This window comes from Micromonospora sp. NBC_01655 (assembly GCF_026339755.1).
In the GTDB taxonomy this organism is placed as follows: domain Bacteria; phylum Actinomycetota; class Actinomycetes; order Mycobacteriales; family Micromonosporaceae; genus Micromonospora.
In genome coordinates, this window is the sequence record NZ_JAPEQF010000001.1 from 6,719,518 (window position 1) to 6,739,307 (window position 19,790).

Consider the following 19,790-nt stretch of genomic DNA (forward strand, 5'->3'; position numbering starts at 1 on the left):
GGGGCGGGCGGAGCGTGTGCCGCGCCCGCCCACGACGGTCGTGGTGGACCAGACCAGCCTCACAGTCAGCCGAGCGTGTCGGTACGACCGGTCTGGAGCAGCAGCAGGTAGTGCAGGACGCGGTGTCGGGGGGCCAGCTCCAGGTACTCGTAGGCGAGCAGTTCACCGGTCGACGGGTCGAAGACCAGCAACATCTGCGACCGCTCCGGGTCCTCGCCCGCTGGTGGGGTGAGGTCGGCGGTGACCGCCAGGCCAGGGCGGCCGGCCCGGTCGACGACCCGCCCGCGCCACCCGAAGCCGGGCTTGTCCGCCAGGATGGTGAGGATGTCGGCCCGGGTCCGCCGGGGTACCAGGTGTGTGACGAAGATTTCGTGGACCGCTATGGCCACGTAGCCCGCCGGCTGCTCGATCCGGAGCCTGCGTGCGAGCGCCGCCCGATCGGTGGGCACCTTTCCGGGCTTCTGGCGTGGGTACTCGCGGACCCCGCTGGGCGCCGACGACCCGCTGGGGCTGGGCGTCGCCGTGCGGGTCGACTTCCGCCTGGAGTAGTACTCCCGGGACGCCGCGTCGGGGAACTCGACGCCCAGGACGTCCATCTCCCCCCACTGGCGGCCGTCACGCGCCGCCCAGTCGCGACGTTCGTACACGTAGCTCATCATGTGGCCCTCGGGCGAGAACTCGCTCATTCCACCCCAGTGCTTGGTGTGGTGGTAGGTGTAGCGGCCACCCGCTCTGTCGTGCTGGGCGTCCACGAGGTGCGCGGCGAGTGCCCGCAGGTGCGGCCCGGCCGGTTCGGCGGCGGTGACTTCGTAGGCCACCGGTTGGAGCACGACCCCGTCGACCGGCTGCGGCGACGTCGGCAGGGCGGGCACCGTCCCGTCCCGCAGCGCCCGCACTACCCCGGCGGACCCGAGCACGGTCACCGCGGCGGCCGCGCCGAACAGAACCGTGCGCCGGCTCGCAAGCCTCCGCGCCGGCGCCGGCGCGGCCGCCTCCTCCGCGCGGAGGATCACGTCGTGCGCGGAGAGCGCCGGCGGTGCCACGACGACGTCCCGCGCCGGGTCGGCCGGTCCCAGGGCGTCCCGGACCTGCTGCTGCGTGTGCATGATGCTCCTCTCAGACGTTGGCGGATGCCGGCCGGGCGGCGCGGGCGGGGGTGGGGGCGGCCAGGGCGGACCGCAGGCGACGTCGGGCCCGGTAGAGCCGCACCGCGGCGGCGGACCGGGTGCAGCTCAGGACGACTGCGGCGTCGGCGACGCTCAGGTCCTCCCAGCCGACCAGCCGGAGGATTTCCTGGTCGGCTTCGGGCAGGACGCGCAGCGCCCGATGGAGGTCGAGCACCGGCGTCGTGGCCTCGGGCTCGGCGAGTCGCGTCGGCACCTGGTCGGCCTCCGCGAGCGGGAGCAGACTCGGGCTGCCGCGCAGGTTCCGCCACCGATTCGCCACGACGTGACGCGCGACGCCGTAGAGCCACGGGAGTGCGCGTTCGGGCACCTCGCTCCGCCGCCGCCAGAGGACGACGAACACGTCCTGGGCGAGTTCGGCGGCCGCGTCGCCGTCGGGCAGCCGACGCAGGCCGTACCTGACGATGTCCGGGTAGTGCGTGGCGTAGAGGTTGGTGAACCAGCCCTCGTCCCGCTCACTTGCGGGTCTCATCAAATCGATCTCCCGACCGGATTCCTGACAGGGACACCAGGTATGTGTCCCGGACGGGGTGGATCGTTACCGGGGAGCCGCGAGGGGAGAATCAGGAATCACGAGCGGGGGGAAGGCCGCCCGCTCCGCCCGCCCCGGCGGGCGCGGGGCGGGCGGAATGGTGCCGACCTCAGAAGCGGGGCATGCCGCCGAACTGGCGGTCACCGGCGTCGCCGAGGCCCGGGACGATGAACATCTTGTCGTTGAGACACTCGTCGATGGAGGCGGTGACGAGCCGCAGCGGCAGGCCGGAGCGTTCCAACCGCTCGATGCCGACCGGCGCGGCCAGCACGCAGAGCACGGTGATGTCGGTGCAGCCCCGGTCGGCGAGCAGCCGGCAGCAGTGTTCGAGGGAGCCGCCGGTGGCCAGCATCGGGTCCAGGACGAGCACCGGCAGGCCGGCCAGGTCGCGGGGCAGCGACTCCATGTACGCCCGCGGCTCGTACGTCTCCTCGTCGCGGGCCAGCCCGACGAAGCCCATCGACGACTCGGGCAGCAGGCCGAGCGCCGCGTCGGCCATGCCGAGGCCGGCCCGCAGCACCGGTACCAGCAGCGGCGGGTTGGCCAGCCGGGTGCCCTCGGTGCCCGTCACCGGGGTCTGCACCGGGTACTTCTCGATGGGAAAGGAGCGTGCGGCCTCGTACACGAGCATGGTGGTGAGCTCGTGCAGCGCGGCCCGGAACGAGGAGGAGTCGGTGCGCGCGTCCCGCATGGCGGTCAGCCGCGACTGGGCGAGCGGGTGGTCAATGACGTGTACGTCCACGATCGCTCAACCTACCGAACTGTCCGGGCCCGCAGTGCCGGTGCGGGCGCGGCAGCGACACCGCTCACGCCGGGGCCTCCCGGTGACCCGGTGGCGCCCGTGACGATGCCATGACGAGGATCACAACATGAATTGATGCGTAGACTTCCCGGCATGACGGCGACAGCGACGTCGGCCCGGTCGGACCTTTCCGAGCTGGGGCGATCCGAGACCGCTCTGCGGACCTTCCTGCACGGCCTGCCCGGCGTGGACCAGGTGGGCGCGGAGCAACGGGCGGCACAGCTCGGCACCCGCTCCATCAAGACCACGGCCAAGGCGCAGGCGATCGACCTGGCCATCCGGATGGTCGACCTGACCACCCTGGAGGGGGCGGACACCCCCGGCAAGGTCCGGGCGCTCGCGGCCAAGGCGCTGCGTCCCGATCCGGCCGACCCGTCCTGCCCGCACGTCGGCGCGGTCTGCGTCTACCCGGCGATGGTCCCGCACGTGGCCGAGGTGCTGGCCGGCAGCGGCGTGCACCTGGCCAGCGTGGCGACGGCGTTCCCGTCCGGGCAGGCGCCGCTGGAGGTCAAGCTCGCCGACACCCGGGCCGCCGTGGCGGCCGGCGCGGACGAGATCGACATGGTGATCAACCGGGGCGCGTTCCTGGCCGGGCGGTACTCCGAGGTCTACGACGAGATCGTGGCCACCAAGTCCGCCTGCGGGGACGCCCACCTCAAGGTGATCCTGGAGACCGGCGAGCTGGCCACGTACGACAACGTGCGGCGGGCCTCCTGGCTGGCCATGCTGGCCGGCGGCGACTTCATCAAGACCTCCACCGGCAAGGTCCCGGTCGCCGCCACCCTGCCGGTGACCCTGGTGATGCTGGAGGCGGTCCGCGACTTCCGCGCCGCCACCGGGCGGCAGGTCGGCGTGAAGCCGGCCGGCGGGATCAAGACCACGAAGGACGCGATCAAGTACCTGGTGATGGTCAACGAGACCGTCGGCGCGGACTGGCTCGACCCGGACTGGTTCCGGTTCGGCGCGTCCAGCCTGCTCAACGACCTGCTCATGCAGCGCACCAAACTGACGACCGGCGTCTACTCCGGTCCCGACTACTTCACCCTGGACTGAGCGTGAACTTCGAATACGCGCCCGCCCCCGAGTCCCGCTCGGTGGTGGACCTCAAGCCCTCGTACGGGCTCTTCGTCGACGGAAAGTTCGTCGACCCGACCGACGGTGGCAGCTTCAAGTCGGTCAACCCCGCCTCCGAGGAGGTCCTCGCCGAGGTCGCCGAGGCCGGGAGCCAGGACGTGGACCGCGCGGTCCACGCCGCCCGCAAGGCGTACGAGAAGGTGTGGGGCCCGATGCCGGGCCGGGACCGGGCCAAGTACCTGTTCCGGATCGCCCGGATCATCCAGGAGCGCTCCCGCGAGCTGGCCGTGCTGGAGTCGCTGGACAACGGCAAGCCGATCAAGGAGTCCCGGGACGTCGACCTGCCGCTGGTCGCCGCGCACTTCTTCTACTACGCCGGCTGGGCCGACAAGCTGCCGCACGCCGGCTTCGGGCCCGACCCGCAGCCGCTGGGCGTGGCCGCGCAGGTCATCCCCTGGAACTTCCCGTTGCTCATGCTGGCCTGGAAGATCGCCCCGGCGTTGGCCGCCGGCAACACGGTGGTACTCAAGCCCGCCGAGACCACCCCGCTGACCGCGCTGCTGTTCGCCGAGATCTGCCAGCAGGCCGACCTGCCGGCCGGCGTGGTCAACATCGTCACCGGCGCGGGCGACACCGGCCGGGCGCTGGTCGAGCACCCGGGCGTGGACAAGGTTGCCTTCACCGGCTCCACCGAGGTCGGCCGGGCCATCGCCCGGTCGGTCGCCGGCACCCGCAAGAAGCTCACCCTGGAGCTGGGCGGCAAGGCCGCGAACATCGTCTTCGACGACGCCCCGGTCGACCAGGCGGTCGAGGGGATCATCAACGGCATCTTCTTCAACCAGGGGCACGTCTGCTGCGCCGGCTCCCGGCTGCTGGTCCAGGAGTCCGTCGCCGAGCAGGTGCTGGAGTCGCTGAAGCGGCGGATGGCCCGGCTGCGGGTCGGCGACCCGCTGGACAAGAACACCGACATCGGGGCGATCAACTCGGCCGCCCAGCTCGCCCGCATCCGCGAGCTGTCCGACGCCGGCTCGGCCGAGGGGGCCGAACGCTGGTCGCCGCCGTGCGAGCTGCCCGAGCGCGGCTTCTGGTTCGCGCCGACGATCTTCACCGGGGTCACCCAGGCGCACCGGATCGCCCGGGAGGAGATCTTCGGCCCGGTGCTGTCCGTGCTGACCTTCCGCACCCCGGCCGAGGCCGTAGAGAAGGCCAACAACACGCCGTACGGGCTGTCGGCCGGGATCTGGACCGACAAGGGCTCCCGGATCCTGTGGATGGCCGACCGGCTGCGCGCCGGGGTGGTGTGGGCCAACACGTTCAACAAGTTCGACCCCACCTCGCCGTTCGGCGGGTACAAGGAGTCGGGCTACGGTCGCGAGGGCGGCCGGCACGGGCTGGAGGGCTACCTCAATGTCTGAGCGGGTCGCGGTACGCAAGACGTACAAGCTCTTCATCGGCGGGAAGTTCCCGCGCAGCGAGTCGGGACGGTCGTATCTCGTGCAATCCGCGAACGTGTCGTTGGCCTCCCGCAAGGACGCGCGGGACGCGGTGGTCGCCGCCCGTGCGGCGGTGAAGGGCTGGGCCGGGGCGACCGCGTACAACCGGGGGCAGATCCTCTACCGGGTCGCCGAGATGCTGGAGGGCCGCCGCGAGCAGTTCGTCGGGCTCGGCGTGCCGGCCGACGAGGTCGACGCGGCCGTCGACCGCTGGGTCTGGTACGCCGGCTGGTCCGACAAGCTCCCCCAGGTGTACGGCGGCGCGAACCCGGTCGCCGGCCCGTACTTCAACCTGTCCGCGCCCGAGCCGACCGGCGTGGTGGCGGTGGTGGCCCCCGAGCAGCCGGCGCTGCTCGGCCTGGTCAGCGTGATCGCCCCGGCGATCGTCACCGGCAACACGGTGGTGGTGGCGGCCTCCCCGGCGCAGCCGCTGGCGGCGGTGACCCTGGCCGAGGTGCTGGCCACCTCCGACCTGCCCGGCGGGGTGGTCAACGTCCTGACCGGTCGGCTGGCGGAGACGGTGCCGACGCTGGCCGCGCACATGGACGTCAACGCGATCGACCTGACCGGCGTGGCCGACGCCGAGCTGGCGGCGGACCTGGAGGTCCGGGCCGCGGAGAACCTGAAGCGGGTCCTCCGGCCGGCCCCGGCCGGCCACGACTGGTCCGCCGACCCCGGCATCACCCGGATGACCGCGCTGCTGGAGACGAAGACGGTCTGGCACCCCAAGGGCGTCTGAACCCCACCCACCCACCGCTGGCCGGCGCCCCCTCGGGGCCCGGGGCGGGCGCGGGGGGCGGGGTGGGCTGGGGGCGAGGAGGTTCTACTACGGGAGGTAGGATTGACGGGTGACGCGGCTTGGGGATCTTGAACGTGCGGTGATGGACGTGCTGTGGGACACCGTCCCGGGCACGTCGGACGGGGTGACCGTGCGCGAGGTCGCCGACGCGCTCGAAGGGCGCGAGCTGGCCTACACGACGGTGATGACCGTGCTGGACCGGCTCGCCGGCAAGGGCATGGTGCGGCGGCAGCGGGAGGGGCGGGCCTGGCGGTACCGGGCCGCGGCCAGCCGCGAGGCGCACATCGCCCAGCTCATGCTCGACGCGCTGGACCTCGGTGGCAGCCGGGACGCCGCGCTGGTGCGCTTCGCCCACTCGGTCACCGGGACCGAGGCCGACGTGCTGCGCGCCGCCCTGGGCTCCGAGGCGGCCGGGGCGCTGACCGACCGGGTCGAGGATCCGCGTACGGACCGGGCCGGGCAGCCCGCCCTGGCCGACGAGGCGACGGACCGGTAGGGCCGCCGGCATGGCGTACGCCGCGCACTTCGCCGCGACGGTCCTGGCCTGCTACCTGACCGCCCAGGTCCTGGCGGCCTCCACCTGGACGTGGCGCAGCCCCCGGGTGGCGATCGTCTGCTGGCAGGCGGTCGGGCTCGCGCTCGGCCTCTCCGCGATGGGCCTGCCCATGGCGCTCGGGCTGGCCGCGTACGACCGGCCGACGGGCGGCGCGCTGCTCGCCCTCGGCACCGACCTGGCCCACGGCACCCTCCCCGCCGGGACGGGCGCGATCCACCTCGGGCTGGTCGGCGTCGGCTTCGGCATCGGGGCGGTGCTGCTCACCACGACGGTACGCAGCCTGCACGCGGCCGTCCGGGCCCAGCGCCGGCACCGGGACCTGCTGACCCTGGTCGCCCGCCGGGACCCCGAGGTGCCGGGGGCGTTGGTGCTGGACCATCCGAGCGCGGCGGCGTACTGCCTGCCGGGTGTGCGTCCCCGGGTGGTGGTCAGCGCCGGGGCGCTCAGCATGCTCGACCGGGCCGAGCTGGAGGCGGTGCTCACCCACGAGCGGGCGCACGCGCAGGAGCGGCACGACCTGGTGCTGCTGCCGTTCACGGCGCTGCGCCGGGCGCTGCCCTGGTTCCGTTGGGTACGCCACGCGCACGAGCGGGTCTCGCTGCTGGTCGAGATGCGTGCCGACGACAAGGCCCGGGAGCTGCACGCCGAGGCGCCACTCGCGGGCGCGCTGCGGCGGTTCGCGGCGGCCGGCCACCGGGTCACCCCGGCCGGCGCGCTCGGCCTGGGCGAGGGGGACCTGGACGTCCGGGTCCAGCGGCTGCTGGTCGCCGACCGGCCGCCCCGGCTGATCGGGGCCACCGCGCTGGCGGTGGCGGTCACCCTGGTCGCGCTGCCGATCTCGCTCTTCCTGAGCTGACAGCCACGGGCCTGACGACTCCCGATCCTGGCCGCCACCGCACGCCCGCCTATAGGTAGTCAGTCTACGTGTAGGCTCTCTACCAAAAGCGAGCCTACCTCCGGAGAGCGGCCATGGACCCCCTGCTCCTCGCCCGTCTGCAGTTCGCCACGACCACCTCCCTGCACTTCCTCTTCGTTGCCGTCACGCTCGGGCTGGTCACCCTGCTGGTCGGGCTTCAGACCGCCTGGGTGCTGACCGGCAACCCGGCGTACGAGCGACTGACCCGGTTCTGGGGCCAGCTCTACGTGATCAACTATGCGCTCGGCATCGCCACCGGAATCGTGATGGAGTTCCAGTTCGGGCTGAACTGGAGCGGCCTGTCGCGCTACGTCGGCAACGTGTTCGGCGCGCCGCTGGCGATCGAGACCCTGGTGGCGTTCTTCCTGGAGTCCACGTTCCTCGGAATGTGGATCTTCGGGTGGCACCGGCTTCGCCGGGGCGTCCACCTCGCGCTGCTGTGGGGCGTGACGCTGACCGCGTACGCCTCGGCGTTCTGGGTCATGGTGGCGAACTCCTGGCTCCAGCACCCCGTCGGTTACGAGGTGCGCGACGGGGTGGCCCACCTGACCGACTTCGGCGCCCTGCTCACCAACCCCACCCTCGGGATGGCGTTCGGGCACGTGGTGGCCGCCGCCCTGCTCACCGGCGGGATGCTGATGGCCGCGGTGAGCGCCTGGCACCTGATCCGGCACACCGCCGACTTCACGCTGTTCCGCACCTCGCTGCGGATCGGGCTGGTCACCGCGGCGCTCGCGGTCAGCCTGGTGGTGGGCTTCGGCTTCGCCCAGTTCGGTCCGGTCGGGCAGGTGCAGCCGACCAAGTTCGGCGGCGGCGCGGACCAGAGCGCCCTGGTCGCCGAGTGGACGGCCCGGTTCGGGCCCGGCGACTACGCCCCACCCGTGCTGGCCGACGTCGGGCTCGGCTTCATGATCATGATCGGCATGCTGCTCGGCTGCGTCTGGCTGCTGCTCCCGCTGCTCTGGCGGGACTGGATCATCCGGCTCCGCGTCCCGCTCTGGATCACCCTGCTGGCGCTGCCGCTGCCCTTCGCGGCGGTGCTGCTCGGCTGGATCGCCCGCGAGGTGGGCCGCCAGCCCTGGGTCGCGTACGGCCTGTTGCCCACCGGGCAGGCGGTCTCCCCCGTCGGGCCGGGCGTGATGCTCGCCTCGCTGATCGGCTTCACCCTGCTGCTCGGCGCGCTCGCCGTCGCCAACGGGATGCTGTTCGCCCGGCACGCCGCCAGGGGCGCCGCCGACCCGGCGCTCGGCCGCCCGCCCGCCCCGGCCCCCGAGCCGGCCCGCCCCATGTCCGTCCTCGCCTGAGGGAGCCGCCCCGTGGAACTCGCCTGGTACGCCCTGCTCGGCCTCTTCTTCGCCGTCTACCTGGTGCTCGGCGGCTACGACTACGGCGTCGGGCTGCTGCTCGCCCGGGGCGGCGGCCCGGACCGCCGCCGGGCGGCGCTCACCGCCGTCGGCCCGTTCTTCCTCGGCAACGAGGTCTGGCTGGTGGCCGCGGCCGGCATCCTGTTCGGGGCCTTCCCCACCCTGGAGGGGGAACTGCTCTCCGGGTTCTACCCGGTCGTCGCCGCCGCGCTGGCCGGGGTGGTCGCGGTGGCCGTCGGCGTGCAGTTGCGCAGCCGCCCGGCCGACGGTCGGGCCCGGGCCGCCTGGGACCGGGTGGTGGTCGCCGGCAGCCTGCTCGCCGCGCTCGGCTGGGGCGGGCTGCTCGCCGGCCTGCTCCAGGGCGTGCCGCTGACCGCCGCCGGGCACGTGGCGGGGCTCGGGCACGTGGTCACCCCGTTCGTGGCCGCCGCCGGCATCGCGATGGTGGCCCTGGTCACCGTGCACGGTGCGACCTTCCTCACGCTCCGGCTCCCGGCCGCCGACGCCGCGCCGCTGGCGCGGACCGCCCGCCGGCTGGTCGCGGTGGCGCTCGCCGCGGTCGCCCTGGCCACCGTCGCCGGCGGCCTCTCCGATCGGGTACGCGCCGCGGCGCAGCGCCCGCTGTTCGCCGTACTGCTGCCGTTCGTGCTGTTCGCGGCGCTGCTGGTGGCCCGGGCGGCGCTCGCCCGGCGGCGGCCCGGGGTGGCCTTCGCCGCCACCTCGGCGGCGCTGGCGCTGCCGGTGGCGCTGGTCGGAGCGGCGCTCTGGCCCCACGTGCTGGTCTCCACGGTCGATCCGGCGGCGTCGCTGAGCGTCGCCGACGCGGCGGCCAGCGGGCCGACCCTGGCGCTGCTGGGCTGGCTGACGGTGCCGCTCCTGCCAGCCCTACTAGGCTTTCAGGCGATGTGCTGGTGGGTGTTCCGGGGACGGACCGACGGCAGGGCACCGGTGTACTGGTGAACCGCCGTCCCTTCGACCCGCGTCTGCTGCGCCGGGTCCCCGCGGCCCGGCGCGACCTCGCCGTGCTCGCGCTGCTCGGCGGACTGACGGCGCTACTGGTCGTGGCGCAGGCGACCGCGCTGGCCACGCTGCTGGCCACCGCGATCGACGGGCGGCTGGACCGGCCGGCGTTGGCCGGTCTCCTCGCCGCCGTGGCCGGGCGATCGGTGGTCATCTGGGCCCAGGGCACGGTGGCGGCGCGGGCCGCCGCGACGGTCAAGGCCACGCTCCGGGGGGACCTGCTCGCGGCCGTCGGCCGGCACGGCCCCGGCTGGGTCGCCGGCCAGCGGGCCGGCCAGCTCGCCACCCTGGCCGGGCGCGGGCTCGACGCGCTGGACGCGTACTTCACCGGGTACCTTCCGCAGCTCGTGCTCAGCGTCACCGTGCCGGTGGCCGTGCTGGCCCGGATCGTCCTCGCCGACTGGGGCTCGGCGGTGATCATCGCGCTGACGCTGCCGCTGATCCCGGTCTTCGGCGCGCTGCTCGGCTGGCAGGCGCAGGCCGCCACCGAACGCCAGTGGCGGCGGCTGTCGCTGCTCGGCGGGCACTTCCTCGACATGGTCGCCGGGCTGCCCACCCTGCGCGCGTTCGGCCGGGTGCGCGGACAGGTCGAGGTGGTACGCCGGATGGCCGACGGGCACCGGACCGCGACGATGAAGACGCTACGGATCGCGTTCCTGTCCGCCCTGGTGCTGGAGCTGGTCGCCACCCTGTCGGTGGCGCTGGTCGCGGTGCCGGTGGGCATCCGGCTGCTCGGCGGCGGGCTCACCCTCTCCACCGCGCTGCTGGTGCTGCTGCTCACCCCGGAGGCGTACCTGCCGCTGCGGGCGGCCGGCAGCCGGTTCCACGCCAGCATGGAGGGGCTGACCGCGCTGGACGAGGCGCTCACCCTCTCCGCGGTCGAGCCGGCCGCCGGCCGGCCGGAGCCGTCGCCGGCCCCCGACGGGCGGGGCGAGATCCGGTTCGAGGGCGTCACGGTCGAGTACGAGCGGACGGTCGCGCTGCGGGACGTCACGCTGACCATCCGGCCCGGCGAGCGGATCGCCGTCGTCGGGCCCAGCGGCGCGGGCAAGAGCACCCTGCTCAACCTGCTGCTCGGCTTCGTCGCCCCGACGCGGGGCCGGGTCACCGTGGGCGGGGTCGACCTCGCCGGCGTCGACCCGGACGGCTGGCGGAGCCGGCTCGCCTGGGTGCCGCAGCGCGCCCACCTGTTCGCCGCGACCCTGGCCGACAACATCCGGCTCGGCGCGCCCGACACCGACGACGACGCGCTCGCCGCCGCGGTCACCGCCGCCGCGCTGGACGAGGTGGTCGCCGCCCTGCCCGACGGGCTCGGCACCGCGCTCGGCGAGCGCGGCCACGGCCTGTCCAGCGGCCAGCGACAGCGGGTGGCGCTGGCCCGGGCGTTCCTCCGGGACGCCCCGGTGGTGCTGCTCGACGAGCCCACCGCGCGGCTCGACACCGCCAGCGAGGCCGTGGTGCTGGCGGCCACCCGCCGGCTCGTCGCCGGCCGGACCGCCCTGCTGGTGGCCCACCGGCCGGCGCTGCTGGAGGACGCCGACCGGATCCTGCGGGTCGAGGACGGCCGGGTCACCGAGCTGGTCCCCGCGAGGGTCACGGAGGCGGCCCGATGAGCACCGGTCCCGCCGACGCCACCTCCCCCACGCCGGACCCGGGCCCGGGCGCGGGCGCCGCCACGGCCCCGCCGCCGGGCCCGGGTGCGGGGACCGCCACGGCCCCGCCGGACGGCGGGAGCGTCCGGGCCGCCGAACGGGCCGTGCTCCGGCTGGCCCGGCCGTACCTGGGGCGGCTGGCCGGGGCGGGGCTGCTCGCCGCCGCCACCGAGTTCGCCGGGCTGGCCCTGATGGCCACCGCCACCTGGCTGTTGATGAGCGCCGCCGGCCGGCCGCCGCTGGACCGGCTCACCGTGGCGATCGTCGCGGTCCGGGCACTGGCGATCGGCCGGGGGGTGTTCCGCTACACCGAGCGGCTGGCCGGCCACGACGCCGTGCTGCGGATGATCACCGATGTACGGGCCCGGGTGTTCGCCACGCTGGCGGCCCGGGGCGACGCCGCCCGGGGACGCACCGGCGACGCGCTGAGCCGGCTGGTCTCCGACGTGGAGGCGGTCCAGGACCTGCTGCTGCGGGTGATCGTGCCCGGGTCGGCCGCGGCGGGGGTCAGCGTGCTGGCCGTGGCCGGAGCCGGCCTCGTCTCGCTCCCGGCGGCCGGGGTGCTGGCGCTGGGCCTGCTCGTCGCCGGCGTCGCGCTGCCGCTGGCGGCCACGGCGCTGACCCGCCGGGCGGCCGACGAGGTGGCCCCGCTGCGCGGCGCGCTCGCCACGGACGCGGTCGACGTGACCCAGGGCGCGGCCGACCTGGCCGCCTTCGGCGCCACCCGGCAGGCGCTGGACGCCGCCGCGGGACGGTCCCGGCGGCTGGCCCGGCTGGAACGGCGGCTCGCCGCGACCGGTTTCGCCGTGGACGCGGCCGGGGTGCTGGTCGCCGGGGCGACCGCCGCCGGGGTGGTGGTCGCCGCGCTGCGCGCCGGGGTCGGCGGGGTGCTGGTCGGAGTGCTGGCGGTCGGCTCCCTGGCCGCCGTCGAGGTGGCGCTCGCCCTGGTCGGGGCCGCCCGGCAGCGCACCCAGCTCCGGGCCGGCCTGGTCCGGGTCGCCGCCCTGCTGACCGCCCCGGAGGTCGCCCCCGAGCCCGGCCCCGCCCCGGTGACCGCCGCGGCCCCGCACGACGTGCGCCTGGACGAGGTGACCGTGCGGTACCGGGCGGGCGTCGCGCCGGCGCTGGACCGGGTCACCCTGGACCTCCCGGCCGGCCGCCGGGTCGCCGTGGTCGGTCCGAGCGGCGCCGGCAAGAGCACGCTCGCGGCCGTCCTCACCGGCACGGTGCGCCCCGAGGACGGCCGGGCCACCCTGGACGGGGTGGACCTGTCGGCGTACCCGGCGCAGGAGCTGCCCCGGGCGGTCGGCGGGCTGCTCGCCGAGGCGTACGTCTTCCACACCACGGTCCGGGAGAACCTGCTGCTCGGCCGGCCCACCGCCGACACCGACGCGCTGGCCGCCGCGACCCGGGCCGCCGGCCTGCTCGACTGGGTGCGCGCCCAGCCCGCCGGCTGGGACACCGTGGTCGGCGAGGAGGGCGGGCAGCTCTCCGGCGGCCAGCGGCAGCGCCTGGCGTTGGCCCGGGCACTGCTCGCGGCACCCGGGGTGCTGGTGCTCGACGAACCGACCGAGGGCCTCGACCCGGCCGCGGCCGACGCGGTGCTCGCCTCGACGCTGGCCGCCACCCCGGCGGGACACTCGGTGCTGCTGATCAGCCACCGGCTCAGCGGGCTGGCCGGCCTCGACGAGATCGTGGTGCTCGACGCCGGCCGGGTGGCGCAGCGCGGCCGGCACGCCGAGCTGGTGGCCGCGCCGGGCTGGTACCGGGACCAGTGGCTGCTCCAGGAGGCGGCGGAACGCGGCTACCTGGCCCTTACCCGGCACCCCTGAGCCGGGTTTCCGGGAATCCCCCGACGCGCGCCTGGGCGCCGCCGTGGCAGGCTCGGCCCCCATGGGCCGCTGGGACGACGTACGCGTGGAGGACCGGCTGCGCGAGCTGGCCGACCGGCTGCACGGTCCGCCACGGCTCAAGGCCGACCTGCTGGCCGAGGCCCGGCACGGGTTGCAGGACGCCGTCGAGGCGTACCGGAACGGAGGGCTGTCGGCGGCGCAGGCCGAGCGGCGGGCGGTGGCCGAGTTCGGCGACGCCGCCCGGCTCGCCCCGGCCTACCAGGCGGAGCTGGCGGCCGGTTCCCTCCGCGGTCTGGCCATGCGGGTGCTCGCGGTGGCCGGGATCCTGATCGTGGCCGGCGACCTGACCTGGCGCGGGTCCAGCTGGAGCGACGGGCCCGGCCCGCCGGCCGGCTACCGTCTGCTGTCCGCGTCGCTGAACGGTATCTGGGTCACCACCGCGCTGCTGGCGGCGGCCGGGTTGCTGCTGGTGGCCGCCTCGGCCCGGTCGACCCACCCGGTCCTGCCCCGGCTCGCCCGGCTGACCGGCTTCGGGCTCACCGCGACGCTCGCCCTCGGCGTGCTGGGCGGCGCGGCGCTGTACGGCTGGTCGGTGGGGCTGTGGGCGCCGGCCCGCACCTGGCCGCCGATGATCGTGGGCGCGCTGCTGACGAGCGCCGGGTTCCTCTGGACCGCCCGGGCCGCCCGGGCCTGGCTGCTCGCGGCCCGCTGACCCAGGCCGACGGGCGGGCGGCCCCGCCGGGCGCGACCGGCAGCGGCAGCCCGCCCGACGCGGGCGGGGCGGCCGGGGCGGCCTTCGCTGGCCGGCTCCGGGACCCCGACCCGGGGGGCCTGACGTCGTGGTCAGGCCGGGGTGGCGGGGCTGTCGTCGAGGAACCGGCCGACGGTGATGCTGAACTCCCGCCAGCCCGCCCGCTCACCGGCGAGCGCCCGACGCCCGGAGTCGGTGAGCTCGTAGGTCCGGCGCTCCCGGCCGTTGACGGTGCTCCAGGTGCTGGCCACGTGCCCGGCCCGCTCCAGCCGGCGCAGCGCGGGATAGATGGTGCCGGTCGGCAGGTCGAGGCTGCCGTCGCTGCGCGCCCGAAGCGCCTCGATGGTCGCGTAGCCGTGCAGCGCGCCCCGCTCCAGCACCGCGAGCAGCAGCGCGTCGAGGTGTCCGTGCAGCGCCTGGGCCTTCATAAGTAGCAACGCTACTTGTCAGCCCGCCGGACCGCCAGCGGGGTGCGGGCACCGGCCCCCGAGCCGCCCACTAGGGTATGTGCCCAGAGTCACTCGGCGGCCGGAGACGCCGCCGGGTGGGCAACCCGAAGCACACGGAGGTCAGCGTGGCCCGCCAGTCGCCCCAACGGCCCGACGCCGACGAGCCCGAGCTCGACGAGACCGACGGCACCGCCGAAGAGGTCGAGGAGGAGGTCGAGCGCCCGGCTGCGCGGGACATTGACCGCTCGCTCTGGGACGAGGTGCGCATCGACCCGGTGGAGATCGCCCTGCCCGCCGGCACCGGCTACACGCTGCGGGCGTACCGGCCGGCGCGGGAGCTGGCCCCCACCGACGTCGCCGACCGCGACGCCGACGACCCGTTCCTGGCCCGCCGCCAGGCGATCGAGGCCGACGAGGACGACGACGAGGTCGTGATCCTCGACGAGGAGGTCACCGCGGAGTTCGCCGAGGCCGAGGCGGAGGAGAACGGCGGAAAGTCCCGGCGGCGGGGCGCCGGAGACTCCTCGACGAAGGCCGACGGGGACGAGACCGCCGAGGCCGCCGAGGACAGCGAAGGCGACGACGAGGCCGACGAGGACGAGGCCGACGAGGCGGGCGACGAGGAGGTCCCGGTCTTCCTCAGCCACCGGGGCAAGCTGCTGCTGTTCAAGACGCCGGAGTCGCTGGTCAGCTTCGTCCAGTCCGGAGCGCCCACCGACATGTCCCAGCTGGACAGCTGGGACGAACTGTCCGATCGGTTGACCCCGGCCGACATCGCGCCCCTCGACGAGGACACCTACGAGCTCGACCTGGTCGTGGAGAACCTGCGCGGCGGGCACGACACCTGGGACGCTCCCCTGCTCATCGAGGCCGGCGAGGCGGCCCGGGACATCGCGTACGGGCTGCGCCTGCCCGCCGTGCTGGACATGCTCTCCCCCGGCTCCAGCCTGGACGACCTGGACGAGGCGCTGCGGGCCACGGCCAACGGCGGGATCGGCGGCTTCCTCGGCCGGCGGCGGCTCAAGAAGATCGGGGCGCAGACGGCAAGTCTCGGTTGGCGCACCATTGTCGGCAAGATCTCTGCGGTCGTGGACTGGCGCGACTGACGCGTTCCAGGGAGCATCAGTCTCTGGCAGAGAAAGACCTCAGTCCCGGGAGGAGGACGACGCCGTGGCGCTCGTGCGCGTGTACTGCGGTCTGGCCTCAGCGGATCCGGCCGACCGACCGGCTTCGGCCGGTTCGACGCTGACGTCCGCTGTCGTCGACGACGCAGGCCGGCTGCTCCATGTCTGCGAGATCGGCGACGACCCGGCCGGCTACGCTGAGCTGGTCGTGCTGCTCGTGGAGCGGTCGGGCGGGCCGAGCGGCGCCGCGATCGCGTCCGACAGCGACGACCACACAGTCACCTCGCTGCTCAGCGCCGCCGGGCGGCCACTGGCCATCGCCGACGACGACTCTGTGGACGACTTCGCCGAGCGGTTCGCCGACGACGACTCGCTGGAGGAGATGCAGTCCCCGCCGGCCGAGCGGCGGGCGGTCGGGCTGGCCCGGGCCCTCCAGGCCGGGGCGCTGTCCGCGGTCACCCTGCCGGCCCCCCGGGACCTCGCCGGCTACAAGCAGGTCCTCGCGGCCCACGCCGCGCTCGCCAGCGGCCGGCACTCCGCCGCGGTGGCGCTGCGCGAGGTGCTGCGCGAGCTCTACCCGGCCGCGCTGCGCGCGTACCCGGATCCGGCCGAGCCGGTCGCGCTGGCCGTGCTCGACGCCCTGCCCGAGCCCGGCATGCTGGGCGGCACGATCGCTCCGGGCCGGGAGATGTCGGTGGCGGCGGACGCCATCGCCGCCCACCTCGCGACCGACGGGGTGGCCGACGCCGACGAGATCAACGAAGCGGTGACCGCCCTGCGGGTCGCCATCTCCGAGACCCCGCGCCGCGCGGCGGTCAGCCGGGCGCTCACCTCGGCCGTGGCGGAGACGGTCCGTCAGGCGGTCGCCTCGGTGCGGGCCTGCGACGCGGGCTGCGAGGCGCTGGTCAGCGCACTCGGCGCCCGGGTCACCACCCCGGTCCCCGGCCGGCGGGCCGCCGCCCGCCGGGGCGAGCCGGTCGCCGAACTGTCCGGCCTCGGCGGCACCGGCACCGGGCTGCGCGCGTTGCGGCCCACCGAACCCGAGCCGGTCGGCCGCCGCAGCCGCCCCGAGCCGGTCCCCGGCAGCGGAATGCCGGCCTCGCCCCGGCCCCTCGGGCCACCGCCGGTCGCGCCGGAGCCGATCGCCCCGCCGCCGATCGCCCCGCGCCCGATGAGCCCGGCCGCCACGGCCACCCCGCCCGTCTCCGCACCGCCGTCGGCCGGCGAGCCGCGCCGGATGGTGGACGGGCCGACCAACCGGCCGGTGTCCGCGCCGCCGCCCCCGCCGCCGGGGATGACCCCGTTCGCGCCGGCCCAGCGCGAGCGCGGCTCGGTGCCGCCGGCCGAGGCCGGCGAGCCGTTCCGGCCCACGCTGACCACCGCCGCGATCCAGCACGCCCGGGCGGAACGGCAACGCACCGTGATCCCGCCCCGGCCGAAGACCACCGGCGAGTCCGCCCCGCCCACCGGCGGGTTCAGCGCCACCGACCTGAGCGTGCCGGTCCCGGCCCCACGACCCGGCCAGGAGTCCGCTCCCCCGGGTTCCCGGGCGAACTGGCCGCTGGTCAACAACCCCGAGGACCCGCCCGAGAGCGCCGCCGACAACCCGGTCGTCCGGTCCTTCGAGGACCGGCAGCCGCGACAGATCGACGGGCCGACGGAGCTGGTCCCGACCGACGGACGGGTCACCCCGCCCTGGCTCGCCGACGACCTGCCCCAGGAGCCGCCGATGCTGCGGCTGGTCGAGCCGCCGCCGCTGGCGGACCGGGCCCTGCGCGAGGGTCCGGCCCCGGCCGGCGACCCGCACCTGGAGACGCCACCACTGCGGCTGGTCGACCGCGGGGAGCCCACCCGCCCGGGCCGGCCCGCCGCACAGCCCCGCCCGGACCGGCCCGCGATGGAGCACCGTCCCGACCGGCCCGCGATGGAGCACCGTCCCGACCGGCCCGCCATGGAGCACCGTCCCGACCGGCCCGCGATGGAGCACCGTCCCGAGCGGCCCGCGATGGAACACCGCCCCGAGCGGCCCGCCATGGAACACCGACCGGCCCCGGTCCAGCCGCCGCGTGCCGCGCCGATGGAGCGGCGCACGCCGCCGATCTCGGACGAGGGCGACGGCGACCTGCTGATCTTCGCCGCCGCCAAGTCGGCCTGGTTCGTGGGCCACGCCGACGAGGCCGAACTTGACTGGTCGAGCACCGCGGACACCGGATGGCAGGCCGCCGAGCAGGCCGCCCGGCCGGCCGTGGGCGCCGAGACGAAGGCCGGGCTGCCGAAGCGGGTGCCACAGGCCAACCTGGTCCCGGGTTCCCCGCTCCGCGAGGAGCGTCCGCTGCGGATCGTCCGCGACGCGGCCAGCCTGGCCGAGAACACCACCGGCTACTTCCGGGGCTGGCGCCGCGGGCAGGAGATCGGCGGCTTCGCGGTCGGCGGGCGTCCGGGCCGGGAGGCGGCCGGCGGCTGGGACTTCACCCGGGACACCGGGGACCGCGACGACGACCGGGAGTACGAGTACCGGTCCGCCGGATACCGGTCCTGAGACCGGGCACGCCCGATCCGGGCGGCCCGGCGTGCCGACGCCACGCCGGTGGGCCGCCGCCCCGGACCCGCCGCACCCCGTGGCGGGTCCACCGGGACGCCGGGACGACACCGGCCGGGCCGGGTCCGCACCCACCGCCGTCGATCCCCCGGAAACCGCCTCCCACCTGCGTGTTCCTGCCCACACCCGGATTAGTTGACGCCGGGTCGCGGCGGCCGGGAGCATACCCGGCGTAGCGGCCGGCGGCAGGTGTCGCCGGGGTGGGAAGGCGACTGCAACATGGCGACACCGGCAAGCGACCCGGCCACACCCCACCGGCGGGGGGTGCTCGCGGCGGCGGCGGGCGTCCTGTTGCTGGCCGCCTGCGGGCGGACCGGGGCGGAGGACGGTCCCACCGCTGGCGCCGGCCGGACCGGCGGTCAGGAGTTGGTGCTCGGCGTCAGCCTGGAGCTGACCGGCGCCGGCGCGGCGCTCGGCGTGCCCCAGGAGCGGGCCCTGCGGATCAGCCTGGAGTCGCTCAACGCCGACGGTGTGCCCGTCGGCAACCTGCGCCGGACCGTCCGGCTGGAGGTGCGCGACAACGCCAGCGACCCGGAGCTGGCCGCCCGGCACGCCACCGACCTGATCCGGCGGGACGGGGCGCACGCCCTGCTCGGCGGGACCCTCACCGAGACCTCGGCCGCCATCGTCGGCGTCGCCCAGCAGCTCCAGACCCCGTTCGTCTCGCTGGCGTACGGGGACGGGATCGTGCTGCCGCTGGCCCAGCGGACGTACGTCTACAAGCTCACCCCGGACGCCTCCGACGTGGCCCGCCGGCTGGCCCGCCTCATCGCCTCGCAGGGGCGGAAACGGGTCGTGGTGCTGGCGGCGGACGGGCTGCACGGCAACTCCGGCGTACGGGCGATGTCAGCGGCCCTGCGGGCCGTCGAGCTGACCCCCGGCGCGGTCGTCCGGCTGCCCCGGGCGGGCGAGAGCTTCCTACCGGCCGCGCGACGGGTGGTGGCGGCGAAGCCGGACGCCGTGGTGGTCTGGGGCACCGCCCCCGACACCGGCGGGGCGGCCCGCGCGTTGCGCCAGGCCGGCCACCGTGGGCCGCTCTACCTGGACGCCGGCGGCGTCGCCGAGGAGACCCTGGCCGACGGCAACGTGGCAGCCCTGGAGGGCGCGTACGCGGTGCACCCGATCTGCCTCGGCGGATCCACCCTCACCAACACCACCACGACGGCCCTGGCCCGGCGGGACTTCGTGTACCGCTACATCCAGCGGCACGGCGGCTTCAGCGGCTTCGCCCCGTACGCCTCGGACGCGCTGCAACTGCTCGCCAACGCGGCCCGGTCGGCGGCCAGCGTGGACCGGGGGCGGCTGCGGGCGTACCTGCAGAACCAGGTCACCGAGGGCCTCGCCGGGGCGTACGCGTTCGCGCCGATCCGGCACGGCGGCATGGACCGCAACTCCCTCGGCGTCTACCGGGTCGACCACGGCGGCTGGGTCCGGCTGTCCTGACCGATCCGCCCCGTCGGCCCCGCACCGCCGGCTCGCCGCGGAACGGGCGGCGGGCGGATCGGGCGGCTGAGGGCGGACGACGCCCTCGGACAGCCTGCGGAGTCGCCCCGATGCGGGCTGCGGGCGCGACCGGATCTCCGGACAGCCGGAAGCGCCCGGTGACCCGGCGGCGGGCCGGT

17 protein-coding genes are annotated in these 19,790 nt (G+C 75.7%); 13 read left to right on the plus strand and 4 right to left on the minus strand.

Going from position 1 to position 19,790, the window contains the following annotated elements; all coding sequences use genetic code 11:
* Positions 1–65 precede the first annotated feature (65 nt).
* The 3 genes from OOK41_RS29595 to upp all read right to left on the minus strand — a co-directional run bounded on the left by OOK41_RS29595 (position 66) and on the right by upp (position 2,458).
* Entirely contained in the window at positions 66–1,106 is a 1,041-nt protein-coding gene (locus OOK41_RS29595) for a hypothetical protein (protein ID WP_266267468.1), read from the minus strand.
* Between the two features lie 10 nt (positions 1,107–1,116).
* A complete protein-coding gene (locus OOK41_RS29600) occupies positions 1,117–1,656 on the minus strand; it encodes an RNA polymerase sigma factor (RefSeq protein ID WP_266267469.1) in 540 nt (179 codons plus the stop codon).
* A gap of 169 nt (positions 1,657–1,825) precedes the next feature.
* Positions 1,826–2,458 carry a uracil phosphoribosyltransferase gene (gene upp, locus OOK41_RS29605; RefSeq protein ID WP_266267470.1) on the minus strand — a complete coding sequence of 211 codons (633 nt, stop codon included), beginning with the start codon at positions 2,456–2,458 and terminating at the stop codon, positions 1,826–1,828.
* A gap of 153 nt (positions 2,459–2,611) precedes the next feature.
* Here upp and deoC point away from each other — a divergent pair, with 153 nt between their 5' ends.
* The 10 genes from deoC to OOK41_RS29655 all read left to right on the plus strand — a co-directional run bounded on the left by deoC (position 2,612) and on the right by OOK41_RS29655 (position 13,957).
* Entirely contained in the window at positions 2,612–3,571 is a 960-nt protein-coding gene (gene deoC / locus OOK41_RS29610; RefSeq protein WP_117671084.1) for a deoxyribose-phosphate aldolase, read from the plus strand.
* Entirely contained in the window at positions 3,568–5,007 is a 1,440-nt protein-coding gene (locus OOK41_RS29615) for an aldehyde dehydrogenase family protein (RefSeq protein ID WP_266268038.1), read from the plus strand. The genes deoC and OOK41_RS29615 overlap by 4 nt, the downstream gene beginning before the upstream one ends.
* Complete coding sequence (locus OOK41_RS29620) at positions 5,000–5,824, plus strand: aldehyde dehydrogenase family protein (RefSeq protein WP_117671080.1); 825 nt, start codon at positions 5,000–5,002, stop codon at positions 5,822–5,824. Before OOK41_RS29615 ends, OOK41_RS29620 begins: the two co-directional genes overlap by 8 nt.
* A 109-nt stretch (positions 5,825–5,933) precedes the next feature.
* Entirely contained in the window at positions 5,934–6,380 is a 447-nt protein-coding gene (locus tag OOK41_RS29625; RefSeq protein WP_266267471.1) for a BlaI/MecI/CopY family transcriptional regulator, read from the plus strand.
* Positions 6,381–6,390: 10 nt separating this feature from the next.
* A complete protein-coding gene (locus OOK41_RS29630; protein WP_117671076.1) occupies positions 6,391–7,296 on the plus strand; it encodes a M56 family metallopeptidase in 906 nt (301 codons plus the stop codon).
* A 113-nt stretch (positions 7,297–7,409) separates the two neighbouring features.
* The gene (locus tag OOK41_RS29635; protein ID WP_266267472.1) at positions 7,410–8,660 is read left to right on the plus strand and encodes a cytochrome ubiquinol oxidase subunit I; all 1,251 of its coding nucleotides are present in this window, start codon (positions 7,410–7,412) and stop codon (positions 8,658–8,660) included.
* A 12-nt stretch (positions 8,661–8,672) separates the two neighbouring features.
* Positions 8,673–9,680, plus strand: a complete 1,008-nt coding sequence (locus tag OOK41_RS29640; RefSeq protein ID WP_266267473.1) for a cytochrome d ubiquinol oxidase subunit II — start codon at positions 8,673–8,675, stop codon at positions 9,678–9,680.
* On the plus strand, positions 9,677–11,353 hold the full coding sequence (gene cydD / locus OOK41_RS29645) for a thiol reductant ABC exporter subunit CydD (RefSeq protein WP_266267474.1): 1,677 nt from the start codon (positions 9,677–9,679) through the stop codon (positions 11,351–11,353). The genes OOK41_RS29640 and cydD overlap by 4 nt, the downstream gene beginning before the upstream one ends.
* The gene (gene cydC / locus OOK41_RS29650; protein ID WP_323136245.1) at positions 11,350–13,224 is read left to right on the plus strand and encodes a thiol reductant ABC exporter subunit CydC; all 1,875 of its coding nucleotides are present in this window, start codon (positions 11,350–11,352) and stop codon (positions 13,222–13,224) included. The genes cydD and cydC overlap by 4 nt, the downstream gene beginning before the upstream one ends.
* A gap of 61 nt (positions 13,225–13,285) precedes the next feature.
* Positions 13,286–13,957 (plus strand): permease prefix domain 1-containing protein, encoded by a 672-nt coding sequence (locus tag OOK41_RS29655; RefSeq protein ID WP_117671067.1) that lies wholly within the window; start codon positions 13,286–13,288, stop codon positions 13,955–13,957.
* 131 nt (positions 13,958–14,088) lie between these two features.
* On the opposite strand, the gene OOK41_RS29660 is transcribed toward OOK41_RS29655, so the two are convergent.
* On the minus strand, positions 14,089–14,424 hold the full coding sequence (locus OOK41_RS29660; protein WP_266267475.1) for a PadR family transcriptional regulator: 336 nt from the start codon (positions 14,422–14,424) through the stop codon (positions 14,089–14,091).
* Positions 14,425–14,540: 116 nt separating this feature from the next.
* Between OOK41_RS29660 and OOK41_RS29665 the strand changes: the two genes are divergently transcribed.
* The 3 genes from OOK41_RS29665 to OOK41_RS29675 all read left to right on the plus strand — a co-directional run bounded on the left by OOK41_RS29665 (position 14,541) and on the right by OOK41_RS29675 (position 19,611).
* A complete protein-coding gene (locus OOK41_RS29665) occupies positions 14,541–15,551 on the plus strand; it encodes a DNA primase (RefSeq protein ID WP_266267476.1) in 1,011 nt (336 codons plus the stop codon).
* A 64-nt stretch (positions 15,552–15,615) separates the two neighbouring features.
* Positions 15,616–18,108, plus strand: a complete 2,493-nt coding sequence (locus OOK41_RS29670; RefSeq protein WP_266267477.1) for a transposase — start codon at positions 15,616–15,618, stop codon at positions 18,106–18,108.
* Between the two features lie 279 nt (positions 18,109–18,387).
* Positions 18,388–19,611: an ABC transporter substrate-binding protein gene (locus OOK41_RS29675; RefSeq protein WP_266267478.1), complete on the plus strand. Its 1,224-nt coding sequence runs from the start codon at positions 18,388–18,390 to the stop codon at positions 19,609–19,611.
* Positions 19,612–19,790: the final 179 nt, after the last annotated feature.